Annotated in this window: 22 protein-coding genes; 17 read left to right on the top strand and 5 right to left on the bottom strand. The window is 42.9% G+C overall.

All coding sequences use genetic code 11. The features are described 5' to 3' along the window. Positions 1-151 precede the first annotated feature (151 nt). From PSF27_RS19150 to PSF27_RS21245, 3 genes are read right to left on the bottom strand one after another with little or no spacing between them, the layout of a single operon-like run. Positions 152-883, bottom strand: coding sequence for a DsbA family protein (locus tag PSF27_RS19150; RefSeq protein ID WP_272682079.1), 732 nt, complete (start codon positions 881-883; stop codon positions 152-154). Further along, positions 880-2,961: a protein-disulfide reductase DsbD family protein gene (locus PSF27_RS19145; protein WP_272682078.1), complete on the bottom strand. Its 2,082-nt coding sequence runs from the start codon at positions 2,959-2,961 to the stop codon at positions 880-882. Before PSF27_RS19145 ends, PSF27_RS19150 begins: the two co-directional genes overlap by 4 nt. A gap of 48 nt (positions 2,962-3,009) precedes the next feature. Further along, positions 3,010-3,417, bottom strand: coding sequence for a metal resistance protein (locus PSF27_RS21245; protein ID WP_442958955.1), 408 nt, complete (start codon positions 3,415-3,417; stop codon positions 3,010-3,012). Positions 3,418-4,005: 588 nt separating this feature from the next. On the opposite strand from PSF27_RS21245, the gene PSF27_RS19140 reads away from it, so the two are divergent. The 4 genes from PSF27_RS19140 (at position 4,006) to PSF27_RS19125 (ending at position 7,159) form a co-directional block, all read left to right on the top strand. Beyond that, positions 4,006-4,899 (top strand): amino acid ABC transporter substrate-binding protein, encoded by an 894-nt coding sequence (locus tag PSF27_RS19140; RefSeq protein ID WP_206085269.1) that lies wholly within the window; start codon positions 4,006-4,008, stop codon positions 4,897-4,899. A 115-nt stretch (positions 4,900-5,014) separates the two neighbouring features. Continuing rightward, positions 5,015-5,755: an amino acid ABC transporter permease gene (locus PSF27_RS19135; RefSeq protein ID WP_272574312.1), complete on the top strand. Its 741-nt coding sequence runs from the start codon at positions 5,015-5,017 to the stop codon at positions 5,753-5,755. A gap of 4 nt (positions 5,756-5,759) precedes the next feature. Then, complete coding sequence (gene gltK / locus PSF27_RS19130) at positions 5,760-6,437, top strand: glutamate/aspartate ABC transporter permease GltK (RefSeq protein WP_206085472.1); 678 nt, start codon at positions 5,760-5,762, stop codon at positions 6,435-6,437. Then, positions 6,434-7,159: an amino acid ABC transporter ATP-binding protein gene (locus PSF27_RS19125; RefSeq protein WP_272682077.1), complete on the top strand. Its 726-nt coding sequence runs from the start codon at positions 6,434-6,436 to the stop codon at positions 7,157-7,159. The genes gltK and PSF27_RS19125 overlap by 4 nt, the downstream gene beginning before the upstream one ends. A 27-nt stretch (positions 7,160-7,186) precedes the next feature. Here the strand turns inward: PSF27_RS19125 and PSF27_RS19120 are convergent, their stop codons facing one another. Next, complete coding sequence (locus PSF27_RS19120; protein WP_272682082.1) at positions 7,187-7,591, bottom strand: GFA family protein; 405 nt, start codon at positions 7,589-7,591, stop codon at positions 7,187-7,189. 381 nt (positions 7,592-7,972) lie between these two features. On the opposite strand from PSF27_RS19120, the gene leuS reads away from it, so the two are divergent. Genes leuS through nadD form a run of 4 tightly spaced genes read left to right on the top strand, consistent with a single transcriptional unit; the run spans position 7,973 to position 12,823 of the window. Further along, the gene (gene leuS, locus PSF27_RS19115) at positions 7,973-10,555 is read left to right on the top strand and encodes a leucine--tRNA ligase (RefSeq protein ID WP_272682081.1); all 2,583 of its coding nucleotides are present in this window, start codon (positions 7,973-7,975) and stop codon (positions 10,553-10,555) included. Positions 10,556-10,585: 30 nt separating this feature from the next. Further along, entirely contained in the window at positions 10,586-11,125 is a 540-nt protein-coding gene (lptE, locus tag PSF27_RS19110) for an LPS assembly lipoprotein LptE (protein ID WP_206085265.1), read from the top strand. Next, positions 11,125-12,156 (top strand): DNA polymerase III subunit delta, encoded by a 1,032-nt coding sequence (gene holA / locus PSF27_RS19105; protein WP_206085264.1) that lies wholly within the window; start codon positions 11,125-11,127, stop codon positions 12,154-12,156. Before lptE ends, holA begins: the two co-directional genes overlap by 1 nt. Further along, positions 12,149-12,823: a nicotinate-nucleotide adenylyltransferase gene (gene nadD / locus PSF27_RS19100; protein ID WP_272574311.1), complete on the top strand. Its 675-nt coding sequence runs from the start codon at positions 12,149-12,151 to the stop codon at positions 12,821-12,823. Before holA ends, nadD begins: the two co-directional genes overlap by 8 nt. Here the strand turns inward: nadD and PSF27_RS19095 are convergent. Further along, on the bottom strand, positions 12,811-13,536 hold the full coding sequence (locus PSF27_RS19095; RefSeq protein ID WP_272574310.1) for a DUF1722 domain-containing protein: 726 nt from the start codon (positions 13,534-13,536) through the stop codon (positions 12,811-12,813). The two genes, nadD and PSF27_RS19095, sit on opposite strands and share 13 nt — an antisense overlap. A gap of 267 nt (positions 13,537-13,803) precedes the next feature. On the opposite strand from PSF27_RS19095, the gene rsfS reads away from it, so the two are divergent. From rsfS to lipA, 9 genes are all read left to right on the top strand, one after another. After that, complete coding sequence (rsfS, locus tag PSF27_RS19090; RefSeq protein WP_206085261.1) at positions 13,804-14,130, top strand: ribosome silencing factor; 327 nt, start codon at positions 13,804-13,806, stop codon at positions 14,128-14,130. 2 nt (positions 14,131-14,132) lie between these two features. Beyond that, positions 14,133-14,603: a 23S rRNA (pseudouridine(1915)-N(3))-methyltransferase RlmH gene (rlmH, locus tag PSF27_RS19085; RefSeq protein WP_206085260.1), complete on the top strand. Its 471-nt coding sequence runs from the start codon at positions 14,133-14,135 to the stop codon at positions 14,601-14,603. A gap of 32 nt (positions 14,604-14,635) precedes the next feature. Continuing rightward, complete coding sequence (gene mrdA / locus PSF27_RS19080) at positions 14,636-16,525, top strand: peptidoglycan DD-transpeptidase MrdA (RefSeq protein WP_272682076.1); 1,890 nt, start codon at positions 14,636-14,638, stop codon at positions 16,523-16,525. A gap of 39 nt (positions 16,526-16,564) precedes the next feature. Next, complete coding sequence (mrdB, locus tag PSF27_RS19075; RefSeq protein ID WP_272539839.1) at positions 16,565-17,677, top strand: peptidoglycan glycosyltransferase MrdB; 1,113 nt, start codon at positions 16,565-16,567, stop codon at positions 17,675-17,677. Positions 17,678-17,690: 13 nt separating this feature from the next. Then, positions 17,691-18,668 (top strand): endolytic peptidoglycan transglycosylase RlpA, encoded by a 978-nt coding sequence (gene rlpA, locus PSF27_RS19070; protein ID WP_206085257.1) that lies wholly within the window; start codon positions 17,691-17,693, stop codon positions 18,666-18,668. Positions 18,669-18,835: 167 nt separating this feature from the next. Further along, positions 18,836-20,047 carry a D-alanyl-D-alanine carboxypeptidase DacA gene (gene dacA / locus PSF27_RS19065; protein WP_206085256.1) on the top strand — a complete coding sequence of 404 codons (1,212 nt, stop codon included), beginning with the start codon at positions 18,836-18,838 and terminating at the stop codon, positions 20,045-20,047. A 136-nt stretch (positions 20,048-20,183) separates the two neighbouring features. Further along, on the top strand, positions 20,184-20,447 hold the full coding sequence (gene ybeD / locus PSF27_RS19060) for a DUF493 family protein YbeD (protein ID WP_047756149.1): 264 nt from the start codon (positions 20,184-20,186) through the stop codon (positions 20,445-20,447). 218 nt (positions 20,448-20,665) lie between these two features. Next, the gene (lipB, locus tag PSF27_RS19055; protein ID WP_241016873.1) at positions 20,666-21,229 is read left to right on the top strand and encodes a lipoyl(octanoyl) transferase LipB; all 564 of its coding nucleotides are present in this window, start codon (positions 20,666-20,668) and stop codon (positions 21,227-21,229) included. 123 nt (positions 21,230-21,352) lie between these two features. After that, positions 21,353-22,318, top strand: coding sequence for a lipoyl synthase (lipA, locus tag PSF27_RS19050; RefSeq protein WP_206085254.1), 966 nt, complete (start codon positions 21,353-21,355; stop codon positions 22,316-22,318). The last annotated feature ends 119 nt before the right edge of the window (positions 22,319-22,437 follow it).

The following is a 22,437-nucleotide window of genomic DNA, read 5'->3' as shown; positions in this document are numbered from 1 at the left end:
GGCTAGGCGGCAAGTGAAACTAAGCCCTAGGAGCATACACAAGTATGTGACTAGGGTTAGTAAACGAAGCCAACACCGCCACAGCACGAAGTATGACGAGGATAGAGCCAACACCGCCACAGCGCGAAGTATGACGAGGATAACGAGGATATTATTTGAGCTTAGCTAGCTGCTCCTTCACCACCTCTTCAAACTGCTGTGCATCGATAGCCCCTGGGATCATCTCATCACCCACCAGCGTTGCAGGCGTTCCGTTTACCCCAAGTTTTTCTGCTAACATCATATTTGTACGAATGCCTTCACGGCTTTTCTCACTCGCTTTAAGCTTGTCGTTACCCGTTGCTTTGAGCGCATCTTTGATATTTGCATCTGACAGCATGCCTTGCTTTTGCATAAATTTATGATGCAATGCTTCAAATGCTTTCGGGTCTTCTTGCCAGAGTGTCATGGTTAATTGTGCTGAATCTAACGATGTTTGGCCTTTAAATGGTAAATACTTGATCACCACTGCAACGTCATCTGGGTATTTTTTCACGATATCCATCAGTTGTGGGTCAAAACGTTTGCAATATGGGCAGTTAAAATCGGTAAAGTTAACTAACACCAACTTGGCATCTTTTTTACCTATCCGCGGGCTTGTTGGGTCGTTAAATAAGGCATTGTGCTCGGCTTTTAGCGTTTCTTTCATCTGCGCTTGTTGTTTTTCACCTTGCTTCGCTTGCAGCGCAACAATAGCTTCTTCCAAAATTTCTGGGTTTTCAACTAACGTATCACGTACCAATTTACGCACTTGCGCTTCTTGGTCTGCCGTTAATGGGGCGGCTTGAGCTGTTGCCCCCATCATGAGAGATGAAAATAGAACAGCTAAAATTGTTTTTTTCATTTTGTGGCTCCTTTGGCCTGATTCATAACTGAGATTAACGATTCACGGTCAAGTATTGTTGACAGCACCTCGCCGTCGGCCAAGTTAGGGCCATAAATCTGATTAAAAGGAACTGCGACTTGCCCACGTTTTTGCAAGAACGCAGTAATTTCAGGAGACGGTTTGGTCCAATCTCCACGTAATGCGACAACATCTGGCTCACCTAATAGCTGCTGAATATCATCTCTTAATAGTACATTGTATTTATTTGCCTTGCAGGTAACACACCACTCTGCCGTTACATCAATAAAAACGCGTTTGTTTTGTGCTAGGGCATCGGTAATTGCCTGCTCAGTTAAAGGTTGCCAATTCACTGTATCTTTGACTAATGAGCGACTTCCTGCCTGCTGTCCTTGGGTCATCCAAACAAAAGTGCCCGCAAACAATGTAAATAATACTAAGGGGAAAATAGCCGCTTTTATCCCTTTTTTGATAGCAATAAAGACCACCAGCAAGACTAAGAATATCATGGCAATCGCGGTGGAGTAGGTTGCACCAAAATGAGGAATTAATAAGCTAATTAACCAAAGGCTAGACACTAACATCATCAAGCCAAGCACCGCGCGTAATTTCAGCATCCATGTGCCAGGTTTCGGAAGTAATTTTGCAATAGCAGGGAAAGCGGCAATCAGTAACCAAGGTAAACTCATTCCAATACCTAATGCAGTGAAAATTAACCATAACTCACTCATTGGCGCGGCGAGCGCAAAGGCTACAGCGGTGCCCAAAAATGGTGCAGAACACGGAGTGGCTAATAACGTTGCAAATACGCCTTGCCAGAAATGCCCACTATTCCCCTGTCCCCCCGCTGTCGCGAGGCGTGTATTCGCTTTACTGCCAAGGTTAATTTCGAATAAACCGAATAAATTTGCTGTAAACAATGCGGTAACTAGAACCATAAAACCAATAAACCATGGGTTTTGGAATTGAATTCCCCAACCAACTGCTTGCTGGCCAACACGTAACAGCGTCATCAACAGAGCGAGTAACCAGAAAGAAACTAAGATCCCAGAGGAAGAGAGTAAAAATTGACGACGAATGGTTTTTTGTTCACCCTGTGGCGCCATCAATACGGAGCCGAGTTTCATTGCAAGCACAGGAAGAACGCATGGCATCAAATTAAGAATTAGTCCGCCAACGACAGCGAACAAGACCACTTGCCACAACGAAATTGTACTTCCTGCTCCATTTGGGCTAATTGTGCCAGTAAATGGCGTCACTTCACTGCTAATTTGCTGGGAAATGTCACCATCAGTGACCACAAATGATACGTTTTTTCCTGTTAAGTTTGGTGATTCCCCCCCCCAATCATCACTTACATCAATGATTGCGGTAAGGCTATTCCCTGATGTTTTAATCACTGGCACCCCTAAAACAGCGCCATCGACTACATCAGTGAAAATATTTGGTTTAATCCATGCACTACCTGAATTTTTTTGCAGCTCAATAACCAATTTTTCATTGGCAAAACCCGCTTTTGCTTGCTCAACCAAACCACTCGTTGGTGGCACGGCCCCTTTGGCTTGGTTAAAAGCCCACGTAAAATCAGCGGGGGCTGGCTCCGTTAAATCAAGCTCAAAAGGATAATCGGTTAAAATACAGACATTGCTACATGTCGATAACGTTAAAACACCTGTTAATTTATCGAGTTTGTCTTTGCTAGAGACTGTAATGGGGAAAATAATATCGCCCATATAGCCTTGAGTTGACACCCCAGCCACATCAAAACGCCCAGGTGCGGGCCATTGCCAATCTATTGTATCGACGGGTGTTGACCAAACGATTTCAGGTGCGACGCCCCCTTCTCCTGGTGAGCGCCAATAGGTCTTCCAACCATCATCGAGTTTCACATCCAGCAAAATATCAATTTTGCCATCGTCCTGTTGAGTCGAACTCAGCAAACGCACTTGTGCATGCATTGGGGTGTTATCACTCATCCACCCAGTTTTTGCAGGTTGCAGCCACCCCGTATCCGCAGCCTGTAAGCTGCTCGAAAATAGAGCAAATAAAATCAAAAATGAATTAATTAAAAAACGCATTGTTTCCTCCAGAATAAATTACACCAACGAATTGAAATTCGTTGTGCGCTAATTCCGAAGATTACAAAACTGTAAGTGTCGTCTGACTCTTGGAGGGGCATGCTTTTCTTCATTGTTTGCTCTAGATATAAATAGATTAGTGCAAAATACCATTAATGCAGCTAAAGCAAGAAACATAAAGAAGAAAGGCTCGATAACAGCAGGTAGCAAAGTGATTAATGATTTAGCACTAAGCTCACAACTAGAAAGATGCGTACTGCTATCACTTTGTTCTAATTGAGATTTATCGGTATAGGTAAGGTTAGATCGAGCATGACTTTGTGCGTGAACTAAAACGTTCGGCACAAAAAAATTGGCAAATAGACGCTCTCCGACGGCGCGCTGATTCATACAAATCAATACCATCAGACAGGCGAATATCACTAATCCTTTACCTAATTTTAAATGCCTGTTCATGCGTTTCTCGGTATATCTTCCTGAAATAACACCAATTAAACAACTTTAGCAATAATAACGGTAGAAATCTAACTTTGACTAAAACCGTTATGCCATCTATAAGTTAAATGGAGGTTACATCTTACACAGCAAAACATTCCGTACAAGTAGCATCATCTAACTTTACAAATACATTTCCCTTTTCGATAAACAAAAACTTACCTATCTCTAAAACTCGGCACAGAAATTGCTACATCTTATACAGGAATGAAAGTGGCGATAGTTTGCACCCTAACAGTGCGCGATTATCAGTTTTAAACAATTTTTAGTCGTTATTCACCATATTAGTGCGCTGATTCAAGAATGCACCAAATAATATGCGAGATAGCTCCCGAAATTGAAACAATCCATTTTCATTAGTTAACAAATTTAATTACTTTTTAACAATAATAAAACATACAGCCGATGATCGTGGCGTTATCGAAATCCTCGACACATCAGCAAACATAACACAACAAAACTAACGTCATTCAAGTGTAACCTCGTTCCATGACAGGTCACCTTTGAAATATGACGGGTTTACACCGATGTTCTAAAGGAGCTGTAATTATGCGTATAAGTAAGCTTGTATTATCAATGATGATTTTAGGTGCGACCTGCGCAGTTCAAGCAGACGAGCTAAACGGGACTCTGAAAAAAATCAAAGATAACGGTGTCATTGTTGTTGGTCACCGTGAATCTTCTGTACCGTTTTCCTACTATGACAATAACCAGAAAGTCGTTGGTTATTCACAGGATTACTCAAACGAAATCGTTGATGCAGTGAAGAAAAAATTAAATATGCCAGATCTGCAAGTGAAATTAATCCCAATTACGTCGCAAAACCGTATCCCATTGTTACAAAATGGCACCTTTGACTTCGAGTGTGGCTCAACCACCAATAATATAGAAAGACAAAAACAAGCGGCGTTCTCCAACACAATTTTCGTGGTTGGTACACGCTTACTGACTAAGAACGATTCTGGCGTCAAAGATTTTGCGGACTTAGCAGGGAAAAACGTTGTTGTAACCTCTGGTACAACGTCTGAAATCCTGTTAAATCAATTAAATGACGAAAAAAACATGAAAATGCGCATTATCAGCGCCAAAGACCATGGTGATTCATTCCGTACTTTAGAATCTGGCCGTGCCGTTGCCTTTATGATGGATGACGCACTGCTAGCGGGTGAACGTGCTAAAGCGAAAAAACCTGAAATTTGGGAAATCGTTGGTAAGCCACAAACTGAAGAAGCCTATGGCTGTATGTTGCGTAAAGACGACCCGCAATTCAAAGCACTGGTTGACGAAACTATCGCAACCGCACAAACCTCAGGCAAAGCTGAAAAATCCTTTGATCGTTGGTTTAACCAACCTATCCCACCAAAAAATCTGAATCTGAAGTTTACGTTGTCCGATGAAATGAAAGCACTGTTTAAAGCGCCAAATGACAAAGCACTAAACTAATAAAAAAGACAAACAGGGTGTTACTGGAAGTAAGGGTTGCAAGGCGGTCGTTCCCCGCCTTGCTCACTCTTCACAGTATTCGGGACAATCTAATTGCCCACAGGAAGTCAAAATTATGTCAATTAATTGGAATTGGGGAATATTCCTTCAGGAAGCCCCGTTTGGGAATACCACTTATTTAGGGTGGTTAATATCTGGCCTAGAAGTCACTGTCACACTTTCTATTTGCGCATGGATTATCGCATTCTTAGTCGGTTCATTTTTCGGTATTTTACGTACAGTCCCTAACCGCTTTTTAGCCTTTTTAGGTACCGCTTATGTGGAATTATTCCGTAACGTGCCACTCATCGTGCAATTCTTCACGTGGTATTTAGTGATCCCTGAGCTGCTTCCCCGCTCAATTGGCGATTGGTTTAAAATGGAGTTAGATCCTAACTATCAATTTTTTATTTCTTCAATGTTATGTCTGGGGTTATTTACCGCAGCACGTATGACCGAACAGGTACGCGCGGCAATACAATCACTGCCTAGAGGGCAAAAAAGCGCAGCGTTAGCGATGGGCTTAACCTTGCCACAAACCTATCGTTACGTATTATTGCCAAATGCGTATCGCGTGATCTTGCCACCAATGACCTCAGAAATGTTGAACTTGGTGAAAAACTCTGCCATTGCCTCCACCATCGGCTTAGTCGATATGGCGGCACAAGCAGGTAAGCTGCTCGATTACTCAGCTCACGCATGGGAATCATTCACTGCAATTACATTAGCTTATGTAGGTATTAACGTCATCATTATGATTTTGATGGCGCTATTAGAGCGTAAAGTTCGCTTACCTGGCACATTAGGAGGGCGATAAAATGATTTATGATTTTGATTGGAGCTCAATTGCCCCAAGCATGCCCTTCTTAATTGATGGCTTTATTGTAACGGCTAAAATCACATTAACCGCTATTGTAGTGGGGATTTTATGGGGAACCGTCTTGGCGGTCATGCGTTTATCAACTTTCAAGCCAATTAGCTGGTTTGCTGCGCTTTACGTGAATACGTTCCGTTCCATTCCACTCGTTATGGTCTTGTTATGGTTCTATTTAATCGTTCCAAGCTTATTACAAAATGTTCTAGGCTTATCACCAAAAAATGATATTCGTTTGATTTCAGCAATGATAGCCTTCTCTCTTTTTGAAGCGGCTTATTATTCCGAAATCATTCGTGCGGGTATTCAAAGCATTTCCCGTGGACAAGCCTCTGCTGCGTTAGCGCTAGGCATGACACAAATGCAAACCATGAGACTCGTCGTGTTACCGCAAGCGTTTAAAGCGATGGTACCACTGTTATTAACACAAGGTATTGTGTTATTTCAGGACTCATCCCTTGTGTATGTCCTGAGCTTAACCGACTTCTTCCGTACCGCCACAAATATTGGTGAGCGAGATGGCACACAGGTAGAGATGGTACTGTTTGCAGGTCTGGTGTACTTTATTATCAGTTTTGGCGCTTCAATGTTAGTGAATTATCTTAAGAAAAGGACTGTTTCATGATTACCCTGAAAAATGTATCCAAATGGTATGGCCAATTTCAGGTGCTCACAGACTGCACAACTGAAGTTAAAAAAGGTGAAGTTGTCGTCGTATGTGGGCCATCTGGTTCGGGTAAATCCACATTAATAAAAACAGTGAATGGCTTAGAACCTATTCAGCAGGGTGAGATTTTTGTGAATGATATTCAAGTCAATAGCAAAAAAACAGACCTTGCAAAACTACGTTCTAAAGTGGGGATGGTATTCCAACACTTTGAATTATTTCCACATTTATCCATTATTGAAAACTTAACACTGGCGCAAGTTAAAGTGTTAAATCGCGATAAAAAGGAAGCTGAGGCAAAAGGTTTGAAATTATTGGAACGCGTAGGTTTATCCAGCCATGCCAATAAATTCCCTGCTCAGCTTTCAGGGGGACAACAACAACGTGTCGCTATTGCTCGAGCGCTGTGTATGGATCCTATCGCCATGTTGTTCGATGAACCCACATCGGCCCTTGACCCTGAAATGATCAATGAAGTGCTCGATGTTATGGTTGAGCTCGCCAATGAAGGAATGACCATGATGGTGGTGACCCATGAAATGGGCTTCGCCAAAAAAGTAGCTAATCGCGTTATTTTTATGGATGAAGGCAAGATTGTCGAAGACAGTAAAAAAGAAGACTTTTTTGCTAATCCTCAGTCTGATAGAGCAAAAGATTTCCTCGCTAAAATCTTGCACTAAATTCAGTTATTACATGGCAGAAAACCATTAGGTTTTCTGCCACTTTTTATAAATAATCTGCCCAATAACCCCACCACCACCATCTTTTGGATGATGTATTCCATCCATCACTTTCACCTCAGCAAAATCAAATGGAGAAATGCCCTCTAAGCATGCCACATTAATGCCATATTCTTCTGGGTTCGAACGTCTTTGATGAAAAGTGTAAATGCCACACACTGAGCAAAAATAATGTACGGCTTGATTAGTATTAAAGCGGTATTGAGTTAGCTTTTCTTCACCTTCAAGAATATTAACTCCAGATAATGGCGCAGAAACCGCGATGGCTCCTCTCATGGAGCAAAAAGAACAGTTGCAACGCCTAGCAGTATTAAGCCCATCAGTTAAAGCCACTGTAAACTTTACCACACCACAGTGACATTGTGCTTTCATTTTAACCACTCAATCTTCTCCTCATCTTTAATCTTCCCCTTAATTTATGCGTAATATTTTCATCTTATTAAGGGATTGATGCTCTTTTGTACATAATATAAATGTGCCGTTTTACGTCTATAGACAAATAACCACTTACTGAATTTGAAATAGTTCAACAAACCACTACCATTTCACTGTTTTTTTAGTTAAGTTGTTTGGTTATCAGAGTAAAATATTCTGACTCCGTTCCCCGAAAAGCAATATCCAGCTTCCCCCGAAGGTTCAGCTAATCAACTATTGTTGTTTTCGGTGAGGATCCGCTATGCTATGCGGATCTTAATTAAGAAAGACATTCACGCTACAAATGTAGCATTTATTCACCATAGGATTATCGGTGCCATGCAAGAACAATATCGTCCAGAAGATATAGAGCCTAAAGTACAGCGTCACTGGGATGAAAAAGCAACTTTCAAAGTGACTGAAGACAACAGCAAAGAAAAATACTACTGCCTGTCCATGCTACCTTACCCTTCTGGTCGACTACACATGGGCCATGTACGTAACTACACCATGGGTGACGTTATCTCTCGTTACCAACGTTTGTTGGGGAAAAACGTTCTCCAACCAATTGGTTGGGATGCGTTTGGTCTACCTGCTGAAGGTGCTGCGGTTAAAAATAACACTGCTCCTGCGCCATGGACTTATGCCAATATTGATTACATGAAAAGCCAGCTTAAAATGCTCGGCTTCGGTTACGATTGGGATCGCGAAGTCACGACTTGTACCCCTGAATATTACCGTTGGGAACAATGGTTCTTCACTAAGCTGTATGAAAAGGGTTTAGTGTATAAAAAAACCTCAGCGGTCAACTGGTGTCCACATGACTTAACCGTTCTGGCTAATGAACAAGTCATTGATGGGTGCTGCTGGCGTTGTGATACCCCAGTTGAGCGCAAAGAAATCCCACAATGGTTCATCAAGATTACTAACTACGCAGAAGAGTTGCTCAACGATCTGGACAAATTGGAAGATTGGCCTGAGCAAGTTAAAACGATGCAACGCAACTGGATCGGCCGCTCCGAGGGGACTGAGATCACCTTTAATGTTGCTGACCGCGATGAAACCTTAACGGTTTATACCACTCGCCCTGATACCTTTATGGGTGCAACTTATGTTGCCGTTGCCGCAGGTCACCCTTTAGCAAAAGAAGCCGCTACGAATAATCCTGAATTAGCGCAATTTATTGATGAATGCCGTAACACCAAAACCGCAGAAGCGGATATGGCAACGATGGATAAAAAAGGGATGGCAACAGGCTTATTCGTTGTACATCCATTGACTCAAGAAAAACTGCCAATTTGGGTCGCAAACTTTGTATTAATGGAATACGGTACTGGCGCGGTTATGGCCGTCCCTGCTCACGACCAACGTGACTGGGAGTTTGCTCACAAATACAATCTGCCAATTAAAGCCGTCATTGCTGATGCAGAAGGCAACGAGCCTGATTTATCCCAAGAAGCCATGACGGAGAAAAACGCACTGATTAATTCAGGTGAATTCAGCGGGTTAGACCATCAAGCTGGTTTCAATGCGATTTCAGACAAACTTGTTGCACTGGGTGCAGGCCAACGTAAAGTCAACTATCGCTTACGTGACTGGGGTGTTTCACGTCAACGTTACTGGGGCGCGCCAATCCCAATGGCAACATTGGAAGACGGCACTGTCGTTCCTGTTCCAGAAGATCAACTGCCTGTGATTTTGCCTGAAGATGTTGTGATGAACGGCATTACCAGCCCGATTAAAGCAGATCCTGAGTGGGCGAAAATGACCATTAATGGTCAACCTGCACTACGTGAAACAGATACCTTCGATACCTTTATGGAATCTTCTTGGTACTACGCACGTTATACTTGCCCTCAATATGATGACGGTATGTTAGACCCAGCCGCAGCTAACTACTGGTTACCTGTAGACCAATATATTGGCGGTATTGAACACGCTATCATGCACTTAATGTATTTCCGTTTCTTCCACAAATTGATGCGTGATGCAGGGCTGGTCAACTCCGATGAACCCGCAAAACGCCTACTGTGCCAAGGCATGGTACTTGCTGATGCATTCTATTACACGGGAAGCGATGGACAACGTGTTTGGGTTTCCCCTGCTGATGCCATTGTTGAACGTGATGACAAAAACCGTATTACTAAAGCTGTAGACAATGAAGGCCATGAACTGGTTTATACTGGTATGAGCAAAATGTCTAAGTCTAAAAATAACGGTATTGACCCACAATTAATGGTCGAAAAATACGGCGCAGATACGGTTCGTTTATTCATGATGTTTGCAGCACCGCCTGAGCTAACCCTTGAATGGCAAGAGTCTAGCGTTGAAGGCGCCAACCGATTCGTTCGCCGTGTTTGGCGTTTAGTGCATGAACATTCTCAAAAAGGCGCAACATCTCCTTTAGATATCAGTGCATTAACGACAGAGCAAAAAGACTTACGCCGTGATCTACACAAAACAATCGCTAAAGTCTCTGATGATTTTAGTCGCCGTTATGCATTTAACACGGCAATTGCCGCGATCATGGAGTTCTTGAATAAATTAGTCCGTGCTCCGCAAGAAACCGAGCAAGACCGTGCATTAGTCCAAGAGTCTCTCGAAGCCATTACACTGATGCTGTCACCTATTATCCCACATGCTTGCTTTGAAATGTGGAAAGCTTTGGGTCATCAAACAGACATCGATTTCGCACAGTGGCCTGTTGCTGATGAAAAAGCCATGATTGATGACACTAAGTTGGTTGTCGTTCAAGTCAATGGCAAGGTGCGTGGTCGTATTACCGTTCCAGCCGATGCGACACAAGAATTTGTCTTAGAAATGGCGCAACAAGAGCCTAGCGTGTCAAAATACCTTGAAGAGGTGAGTATTCGCAAAGTAATCTATGTTCCAGGCAAATTGCTTAACCTTGTTGTAGGTTGATATTAGGCTGTTGGCTGATAAGGAGGCCAGGTGCGTTATCTAATAACTTTATTTTTGAGTCTTGCGGTACTCGTTACCGCAGGTTGCGGTTTTCGTTTACAAGGAACAACGCAAATTCCTGAAGAATTGAAAACATTGCAGCTGAGTTCAAACGATCCATACGGCTACCTGACACGTGCCCTTCGGGAACAATTGCGACTCAATAACGTGACGATCCTCGAAACAGGCAACGCGAGCGTCCCTATTTTGAAAATCACAAGTTCCAGTGAAAACACTGAAACTGTATCGATTTATCAAGATGGTAAAGCTGCTGAGAAACAATTAACGTTCACGATGAATGCGCAGGTTTTAATGCCAGATGGTGCAATATACCCGCTGCAAAGCCGTGTAGAACGTACTTTCTTTGACAACCCATTAGAAGCACTTGCAAAAGATGCGGAAAAAGAGATTGTTAAGCAAGAAATGCAAGAGCAGGCGGCACGCAATATCGTCCGCAAGTTACTGTTGGTTCACTCAGCTGAACTTGAAAAAGCGAAAGCTCAAGCCGCTGAAGCTAACACGCAACCATAATGACGCGTATTTACCCTGAACAGTTGGCCTCTTCGTTACAAGAGTCTCTAAGAGGCCGCTATTTAATTTGGGGCAATGAGCCCCTTCTTCTTCAAGAAAGTCAGGATGCGATTCGTAAAGCCGCTATTGAGCAAGGGTTCGAAGAGCATTTTACTTTTGCCCTTGAGCAAAACACGGATTGGGATGAAATTTTTAGCTTGTGCCAAGCACTGAGCTTATTCGCCAGCCGTCAAACACTCACTTTACTGCTCCCCGAAAATGGCCCAAATGCGGCAATGGCGGAAAAATTAAACCAGCTTTCTCAATTATTGCACGCCGATTTACTGTTGGTGCTGCGTGGGCACAAGTTAACCAAAGCCCAAGAAAACAGTGCTTGGTTTAAAGCTATTAGCCAAGATGCGATTTATGTCAGCTGTTTAACGCCTGAATACCAACGCTTGCCTCAATGGGTGTCTAAGCGCGCATACAATATGCGGTTATCCCTCGAAGCTGAAGCAAACCAATTGCTTTGCTATTGTTATGAAGGGAATCTATTGGGGTTAGCTCAAGCTCTTGAGCGACTTTCATTACTCTACCCCGATGGCAAATTGACCTACCCACGAGTTGAAAGCGCGGTGAATGATTCCGCACATTTCACCCCTTTTCATTGGGTTGATGCCCTATTAGCGGGGAAATCTCGCCGCTCATGGCATATTCTTGAGCAACTTCAACATGAAGATGTTGAACCTGTTATTTTATTGCGCTCAATCCAACGAGAATTAATGCTGTTGATCACCTTAAAACGCCAATCAGCGACTACACCTTTAAAAACCTTATTTGACCAACACAAGGTCTGGCAGAACCGCCGTGGCGTGATGACTGAAGCTTTGCAACGTTTAAGTTTGCATCAATTACAATCTGCACTCATGTTATTAACTCAAGCAGAGGTTCACATTAAACAAGACTTTAGCCATTCTGCATGGCCCGATCTTCAATCCCTGTCTATGTTGCTGTGTGGCAAATCATTTGCAGAGAATTTTATTCATGGTTAATCAGCTTGCTTTTCAAAAAAAAAATACGGGTCTGCAAGCCTTATTTGGCGGAACATTCGACCCCATCCATTATGGTCATTTGCGCCCTGTTCAAGCACTCGCAAAGCAAGTTGGGTTACAAAAGGTTCTTTTGCTACCAAACCACGTTCCGCCTCATCGCCCGCAGCCTGAAGCAAGCCCATCCCAACGATTAGAAATGGTAAAATTAGCCATTCAAGGTAATCCGTTATTTACAATTGATACACGGGAACTCGAAAAAAATTCGCCATCTTATACCATTGAAACATTGACAGAATTACGCCAAGAAAAGGGCTCGACGCAACCTTTAGCGTTTATTATTGGGCAAGACTCATTACTTTCCATTAATACCTGGCACGGGTGGGATAAAATATTAGATAACTGCCATTTACTGGTTTGCTCACGTCCAGGGTATGCAACACAATTTACTGACCCGAAAATGCAAGCATGGCTTTCACAACATAAAACAGCCCAGCCCGAAAAATTGCGCAGTACACCCCACGGTTATATTTTTTTAGGGGATACACCGCTTATTAATATTTCCGCTACAGAGATACGCCAAAAATTAATTGCAGGTGATAGCTGCCGTGATTTAATTCCTGAAGCTGTTTTACAGTATATTCACCAGCAAGGTCTTTACCAACGATAAGGCCTTTCTCTTAATACATTACAGTTAGGGTAAGGCGCAAAGAAATATTGCCCCTTGAGGTAGTCATCGGGATATTGCTGTAGCAATTGCTGCATCATCATTAATGGCCGATTAATGGGCAAATAACCTTCTCGATAATCATTAATTAACCACAACAATCGTTTTTTCTCGTCTTGAGTTGCTTTATGTTTAAAATAGCCTTGCATATGGCTAAGTGCATTTACTTGAATATTTTTAGGCGCTACGGTTGCAAATATTTCCATCAAGCTCGCTTTATATTGATTAAAAAATAACGTCAAATTACTGCCTTTGCGAATAGTCGCCACTAGACGACCTGTTAATTGATACCCCACAGGGGAGTACGCCATAATCAAATATTTATGACGACTATGAAATTGAATTATTTCATGATGAGTTAACCGCTGTTGCAAATATTCAAGCCGTTGCAAGGTATATAATTGCGTTAAAAAAGCATCCCAGTGGGGTATATCTTGCAATTTATCTCCCGTTAAAATAGGTATATTCGCAGGAAATAACCCGATTAATTCGGATAGATTCGATAATGAACAGACCACTCCCAACGCCCCCGCTGTACAAGAAACACTCGATAGATTGGTTATGGATTCCACAATAGGAGCGATGTCATCCTGTATTTCTATCGGGAGGTGATTAATCCCTTCAAACATAAACACTTGAGGCTTAATTATTTGCACTCTGTTCATCCCATTCTAAAATATTTGTTAGGGTAAAAATTTCTTTTGTTATTTTGTAAAGTTAACACAAACTTCTTGCCCAAATGAGCAGATATCCCTATAAATTTCACTTCAAAATGAATAAAAAAGAATTTAGCCGATTTTTCTTAAAATCTAGGGTAAAATGACTCTGCTGAAAATGAGTCTAATTCGTTTATTGGCAGCAAACTATTTGTCTATAAACTACAAACAGTATTTAACATCATATTCTGTTTGTTTGAATAAAAGGTGAACCTTTTGCAAGGAACTGAACTCCAAAAATTTATTATCGAAAGTCTCGATGATGCGAAAGCCGAAGATATCATCACTATCGATGTTCAAGGGAAATCAAGTATTACCGATCAGATGATCATCTGTACAGGAACCTCAAGCCGCCATTTGATGTCCGTCGCTGACAGGTTGATTGACGCTTGCCGTAAAAACGGGTTAATGCCGTTAGGTGTTGAAGGGCAAGGAATTTCTGATTGGATTGTTGTTGATCTTGGCGATGCCATCGTTCACATCATGCAAGATGAAAGTCGCCGTATGTATGAATTAGAAAAACTCTGGAGCTGAGGTTGAAATTACAGCTCATTGCCGTTGGAACAAAAATGCCGGACTGGGTTCAGACCGGCTTTATGGATTATCTCCACCGATTTCCTAAAGATATGCCGTTTGAACTAACGGAAATTCCAGCAGGAAAACGTGGAAAAAATGCCGATATCAAGCGTATTTTGGAAAAAGAAGGCGAGTTAATGCTTGCCGCAGTAGGGAAAGGTAATCGCATTGTCACACTGGATATTCCAGGTGACCGCTGGGATACCCCCAAACTTGCTGTCCAACTTGATAAATGGAAACAAGATGGTCGAAATGTCAGCTTGTTGATTGGTGGTCCCGAAGGCCTTGCCCCTGCTTGCAAAGAAGCAGCGGAGCAAAGTTGGTCATTGTCACCACTTACGCTACCACACCCTTTAGTTCGAGTCCTTGTTGCCGAAAGTCTTTATCGGGCATGGAGTATTACGACTAATCACCCTTACCACAGGGAATAGTCAGGTTTTAATATGTTCAAAATGGCAATGGGATGAAAACACAACGCACCCCTTTTCGCGACCATACCGCTGAATCTGTCTTATTTATTCGCCGAGCGCTTATTGCCTTCGGCGTGATTGTTATTTTGACTGCCATTCTTGTCACTAATTTGTATCATCTGCAAATTGTTCGTCATGAAGATTATCAAACTCGTTCAAATGATAACCGAATCAAATTAGTCCCTATTGCGCCAAGCCGCGGAATTATTTATGACCGACGAGGAACACAACTTGCGCTTAACAGCACATTCTATCAACTAGAAATCATTCCTGAAAAAGTCGATGATTTAAAAGAAACACTTGAAAAATTACGCAATGTTGTCGATTTAACCGATGAAGATATCACTAACTTTGAAAAAGAGCGTAAACGTTCACGCCGTTTTACCTCTATTGCACTGAAAACTCAACTTAATGAAGTACAAGTAGCGCGCTTTGCAGTTAATCAATACCGCTTTCCTGGTTTAGAGGTCAAAAGCTACCAGCGCCGTTCTTACCCTTATGGATCCGCATTAACTCACGTGATTGGCTACGTCGCAAAAATTAACGATAAAGACGTAGAACGCTTGGATAAAGAAGGCGTATTGCCAAACTATGCTGCGAGCCACGATATTGGAAAATTAGGCATTGAACGCTTTTACGAAGATATCTTGCACGGTAAAACAGGCTATGAAGAAGTCGAGGTCAATAGCCGCGGTCGCGTGATCCGCCAGTTACATGAGCAACCGCCTCAAGCAGGGCGTGATATCTATCTCACTATCGACCTAGAACTACAAACTTATATCGAAAAACTGTTAACCACCAGCCGCGCCGCTGTCGTCGTAACCGACCCTCGCAATGGAGAAATACTGGCTTTGGTATCAAACCCGAGTTATGACTCAAACTTGTTTGTTAATGGTATCTCGAACAAAGATTATCAGGCGTTGCTAAATAACCCAGATAGACCGCTTATTAACCGCACCACTCAGGGGCTCTATCCTCCTGCATCAACGGTAAAACCATTTATTTCGGTTGCTGCCCTAAGCGAAAAAGTGATCACACCGAATACCACCATTTTTGACCCTGGCTGGTGGCAACTTCCTGGCTCAGAAAAACGTTACCGTGACTGGAAACGTTGGGGGCACGGTAAATTAAATGTTGTTAAATCGATTGTTGAATCAGCGGATACTTTCTTCTATCAAGTCGCTTATGATATGGGGATAGACCGTCTTTCTGCGTGGATGACGCGTTTTGGTTTCGGAGAATACACAGGCATTGACCTTGCAGAAGAACGTTCAGGTATCATGCCAACCCGAGAATGGAAGCAAAAGCGTTATAAAAAACCCTGGTATCAAGGGGATACAATTCCTGTTGGAATAGGTCAAGGCTACTGGACAGCAACACCAATCCAAATGTCTAAAGCATTGATGACGTTAATCAATGATGGCCAAGTCAAAACCCCTCACCTGCTGTATGGCACGAAACTGGGTAACGCAATGGTGCCTTATGAAGATAAGGAAACCAAGCAAATTGGTGACATTCATTCGGGATATTGGGAACTGGCTAAACACGGTATGTATGGTGTCGCAAATGCGCCGAACGGTACGGGTCGTCGCAGCTTTATTGGCACCCCCTATAAAGTGGCTGCCAAATCAGGAACTGCACAGGTTTTCAGCTATGAAACCTATAATGCAAGTAAGCTGGCAGAACATTTACGTGACCACAAATTAATGATTGCTTATGCACCTTATGATAAGCCAACAATTGCTATCGCGATTATTTTAGAAAACGGCGGTGCAGGTCCAGCAGTTGGTGATATTGTTCGCCAAATATTTGACCATGTCCTGCTTGGCGATAACCGAACTGAAGTTGTCTCATCAGCAGCAGGTGTGGGGGAAGATCGCTAATGCGTGTTTTAAGAACCTTTTTTATGAGCAATAAAGATTATGACTGACGATAAGAGAAAAAATTCATTATCAACGCGTCTGCACATAGATGTACCTATGTTATTGATCATTATTGCATTACTTGCTTACAGCGCGTTTATCATGTGGAGCGCTAGTGGGCAAGACCCTGAAATGATGGAAAGAAAACTTGGGCAAATTGCCACAGGTTTTATTGTCATGATTGTGATGGCACAAATTCCTCCTCGGATGTATGAAAGTTGGGCGCCGCACTTATTTATTTTTTGCGTGATTTTACTGATTTTTGTAGATGTGTTCGGGCAAATAAGTAAAGGGGCTCAACGTTGGTTAGATTTAGGCTTTGTACGTTTTCAGCCATCTGAAATCGCTAAAATAGCCGTTCCTCTGATGGTAGCGCGCTTTATGAACCGCGATTCGTGCCCGCCTTCATTTAAAAATACACTGATTGCCTTAATACTGATTTTTGTTCCAACACTACTCGTTGCCGCACAGCCTGACCTTGGAACCTCTATTTTAGTCGCGGCTTCAGGGCTGTTTGTTCTCTTTCTTGCGGGGATGAGCTGGCGGCTTATCGCCGTTGCAGCCATCGCACTTGCCGCCTTTATCCCGCTGTTATGGTTCTTCTTGATGCATGATTATCAAAGAGCTCGCGTGATGATGCTACTCGATCCTGAAACAGACCCGTTAGGTGCTGGCTACCATATCATTCAATCTAAAATCGCCATTGGCTCTGGTGGGCTCATGGGCAAAGGTTGGTTACATGGTACGCAATCTCAACTGGAGTTCTTACCAGAAAGGCATACCGACTTTATTTTTGCTGTACTGGCAGAAGAACTGGGTTTGGTTGGTGTTCTTATTCTTTTAGGTCTCTATATACTGCTAATCATTCGTGGGCTGTATATCGCCGCGAGTGCACAGAATACGTTTGGCCGAGTGATGGTTGGCGGTTTGATCTTAATCCTTTTTGTTTATGTATTTGTTAATATCGGCATGGTAAGTGGTATATTACCCGTTGTTGGCGTCCCCCTCCCCTTGGTGAGTTATGGGGGGTCTGCCTTAATTGTATTAATGGCTGGGTTCGGTATTATCATGTCGATACATACACACCGAAAATTTCTATCCAAAAGTTTATAAAATGAGGCTTAGTATGCGTTTACAATGGATAATGCTTGGCATCACTGCCGCGCTACTCAGTGGCTGTGTGACAGAAGACGTTAAGCAGGCACCACAAGTGCCGACAAATGTGCCAACACAAGATGTATTAGGTGCAGAGCCTCATTATGAGCCATATCATCCGACGGCAAATAACGACTATTCCCGTAATGGGCAACAATATCAAATTGTTCGCGATCCAGCTCAGTTTTCACAAGTCGGTTATGCATCAATTTACGGTGCTGAATCGACTGGCAATATGACCGCAATTGGTGAGCGCGTAAACCCCGTTGAATTAACGGCTGCGCATCCTACGTTACCTATCCCAAGCTATGTTCGCATTACTAATATGATGAATGGCCGTATGATGGTCGTTCGTGTTAATGACCGTGGCCCTTACATCCCAGGTAAAAGTATTGCAGTTTCCCGCGCAACGGCAGATCGCTTAAATTTAATGCCGACAACAAAAATCAAAATTGATGCAATTTCAGTTGCACAAGATGGCAGTTTATCTGGTGCAGGTACCGTTGGCTCCAACTTTGTCAAACAAAGCTATGCCCTGCCAGGACGTCCACAATTAGGTTCAGGCCCAATGGGCACACCTGTAATGGAAAATTTACCAACGCCAGAAAATGCACTGCCAGTTCAACAACCTAAAGAACCAATGCAACCCACCATGCCTGACATGAGCTTGCAAACACCAACGCCTACACCTGCGCCTCAAGCTGCGAGTGAAGAAGCGGTACCTGAACGCGGCTTTTTAGTTCAAGCAGGGGCAATTAGTAGCCAAACCAATGCACAATCGATGCTAAATGAGTTAAAAAACCAGTTTAATGTGCCTGGTCGTCTCCAACCTTATAATGGAATTTACCGCGTACAATTAGGGCCATTTAGTACAAGACAACAAGCTGTCGAGGTTCAAGGGCGTTTGCAGTCCGAACGCAACCAAGCTTCGATGGTTATCGCACCTTAAGGCTTCAAATATGTGAAGGGGAAAGAGATAACACCACTTCACATATGAAAAAGATAAAATGCAATAAAATGATTGGCGCAATGTAAAAGGGGCTTTTTTGTTCACTCACTCTTTTGCTACACTGCGCCTCCTTGTGTTAACCGAATTTCGGATGTAATGGTACAACCATGAATAATGTCGCTCCATCACGCATTGTGCGTCACACTGTGCTGGGTTCTGCACTGCTGCTTTTGACTGCCAATATTGCAACTGCTAATGAAACTTTTCCAAATACCTCAATTCCTGCGGCACCGCCAATTGATGCAGAAGCTTATATTCTGATTGATTATAATTCAGGAAAAGTCCTCGCTGAAAGTAATGCAGATCAGCGCCGTGATCCTGCTAGTTTAACCAAAATGATGACGAGCTACGTGATTGGTCAAGCGATTAAATCAGGTAAAATTGGTGCGAATGACATGGTCACGGTAGGTGAAGATGCATGGGCAACAGGAAATCCTGTGTTTAAAGGCTCCTCATTGATGTTTTTAAAACCAGGCGATCGCGTCAGTGTTTCTCAGTTAACGCGCGGTATTAACCTGCAATCAGGTAACGATGCCTGTGTCGCGATGGCGGATCATATCGCGGGTGATCAAACCAATTTCGTTCAGCTAATGAATGGCTATGTGAATAAACTGGGCTTGAAAAATACCCATTTCCAAACGGTTCATGGTTTGGATGCCGATGGGCAGTATAGTTCAGCACGAGACATGGCACTGATTGGCCAAGCACTCGTACGTGATGTCCCTGAAGAATATGCTATCTACAAAGAAAAAGAGTTTACCTTTAACAATATCCGCCAAACAAACCGTAATGGCCTGTTATGGGATAAGAGCCTCGCAGTTGATGGGATCAAAACGGGTCACACTAATGCCGCAGGGTACAACCTAGTTGCCTCTGCAACTGAAGGTGACATGCGTTTAATTTCTGTCGTTATGGGCGGCAAAAGTAGCAAAGGCCGTGATGCAGAAAGTAAAAAATTATTAACTTATGGCTTCCGTTTCTATGAAACAGTAAAACCACTGCAAGCAGGGGTCGATTTTGCCAGTGCACCCGTCTGGTTTGGTGATGAAAACGAGGTCAAACTCGGTGTTGTCGAAGATCTCTACCTGACTATACCGCGTGGTCGTTTAAAAGACTTGAAAGCCAGCTATGAACTATCCACTACAGAGCTGCAGGCCCCATTAACAAAGGGCCAGCAGGTGGGGACAATTAGCTTCCAACTAGATGGCAAAACTATCGAGCAGCACCCATTAGCGGTGCTGAAAGATGTTGAAGAAGGTGGTTTTTTCAGTCGCCTAATCGACTATATTAAACTGTTATTCCATCGCTGGTTCGGCTAGCCCTTGAAACGAAAATAAGTCATCCCCATATAGTAAGTATCAATATGTTTGTTGGATGAAGACAACTCATTGGCTGGTTTGATACCAGCCAATCTTTTTCAACCAGCGACACAATTTAAAAAAATTAGGAGTGCCCATGAAAACGAAATTAGGTGAACTGCTTGAGTTCCCATGTCCATTAACTTACAAAGTAATGGGCTTGGCACAGCCTGAACTGGTTGATCAAGTGATTGAAGTGGTTCAACGCCACGCACCAGGTGATTATGCCCCTGATGTCAAACCAAGCAGCAAAGGTAATTATCACTCAGTGTCGATTACCATTAATGCCACCCATATTGAACAAGTTGAAACCTTGTATAGTGAATTAGGTGCATTAGAATTAGTGAAAGTTGTTCTTTAATGAACGCTTAACTGACAAGCCGAATAGCATCACTGCTGTTCGGCTTTTTTGTTTTATGGGTTAGATAAATAACAAATTAATAACAAAGCAAACTGGAGATATGCTTTTTGCGGAGTTATACTGCCTTCATTTGAACCGTTGGACACAAAATTTTGTCAGACAGAAGCATCATCATTCGCCAACTTGGCCATGCACCTTATCAAACGGTTTCTGATGCCATGCACCAATTTACTGAGTGTCGCACCGCAAAAACCCTTGATGAAATTTGGCTTGTTGAGCACCCGCGTGTTTTCACTCAGGGGCAAGCAGGGAAAGCTGAACATGTTTTAGCTCCTGGAGATATCCCTGTCATTCAAAGCGATAGAGGCGGCCAAGTCACCTATCATGGCCCTGGTCAGCAAGTCATGTATGTTATGCTTGATTTAAAGCGCAATAAAATTGGCGTACGTGAACTCGTCACTGCGCTGGAAAACACGGTGGTAAACACTCTAGCCCATTTTAATATTGAAGCTTACCCTCGCCCTGATGCCCCTGGTGTTTATGTTAATGGGGAAAAAATTTGCTCTCTTGGGTTACGCATTCGCCAAGGTTGCTCATTCCACGGGTTAGCATTAAATATTGATATGGATCTTGAGCCGTTTAACCGTATAAACCCGTGTGGTTACAGTGAGTTGAAAATGACTCAAGTCTGTGACCTCGCCCCCAAAGTGTCATTATCTGATGTTCAGCCTGTGCTAATTAGCCAATTCTGTGACACACTGGGATTTCATATTGTTCAATAATAATGCTATAATTTTTTAACATTTTTAAAAAATTTTTTAATGGGTGAGTTACGGCGCTCCCTGTATTTTGTTTAGAATTAGAACTTATCCATCAGCATAAAAGATAACTGGAACCGTCATATTATGAGTAAACCAATTCAGATAGAACGCGGAATTAAATATCGTGACGCCGACAAAATGGCGCTGATCCCTGTCAAAAATGTGGTGACTGAACGCGAAGAAATTCTACGCAAACCTGACTGGATGAAAATTCGGCTTCCCGCTGACTCAACACGTATACAAGGTATCAAAGCAGCGATGCGCAAAAATGGCCTTCACTCCGTATGTGAAGAAGCCTCCTGCCCAAATCTATCTGAATGCTTTAATCATGGTACAGCTACCTTTATGATCTTAGGGGCTATTTGTACCAGACGCTGTCCATTCTGTGATGTTGCCCACGGCCGTCCTAACGCACCCGATGCAAATGAGCCTGAAAAATTAGCGCAAACGATCAAAGACATGGCATTACGTTATGTGGTGATCACCTCTGTTGACCGCGACGATCTGCGTGATGGTGGCGCACAACATTTTGCGGATTGTATCAGTGCTATTCGCGAGAAAAGCCCATCGATTAAAATCGAAACCCTAGTCCCCGATTTCCGTGGCCGTATGGATCGCGCATTAGAAATCTTAACGGCAACACCACCTGATGTGTTTAACCACAACCTTGAAAACGTGCCACGTGTTTATCGCCAAGTTCGCCCTGGTGCAAATTATGAATGGTCACTGAAATTACTCGAAAAATTCAAAGAAGCTCATCCTGATATCCCAACCAAATCAGGTTTGATGGTTGGCCTTGGTGAGACTAATGCTGAAATCATTGAGGTTATGCGGGATTTACGTCGCCATGGCGTAACCATGCTGACCCTTGGGCAATACTTGCAGCCGAGCCGTCACCATTTACCTGTAAAACGCTACGTAAGCCCTGCAGAGTTCGATGAGATGAAAGAAGAAGCGATGGCAATGGGCTTTACCCATGCAGCTTGTGGGCCTTTTGTACGCTCATCTTACCATGCTGACTTGCAAGCTAAAGGCGAAGAAGTGAAATAAGTACTCAATTTATTCATTTATTCACCTAGAGACCTGATTTGGGAAACCGAGTCAGGTTTTTTATTGCCAATCATTCCTCAGTTTTTTCCATAAAAAAACTCGCTCCAGTTAACTAGAGC

This window comes from Providencia sp. PROV129 (assembly GCF_028482245.1).
GTDB classification, from domain to species: Bacteria; Pseudomonadota; Gammaproteobacteria; order Enterobacterales; family Enterobacteriaceae; genus Providencia; species Providencia vermicola.
The sequence above is the reverse complement of the archived record's forward strand: the minus strand, read 5'-3'. Positions and strand labels throughout refer to the sequence as shown.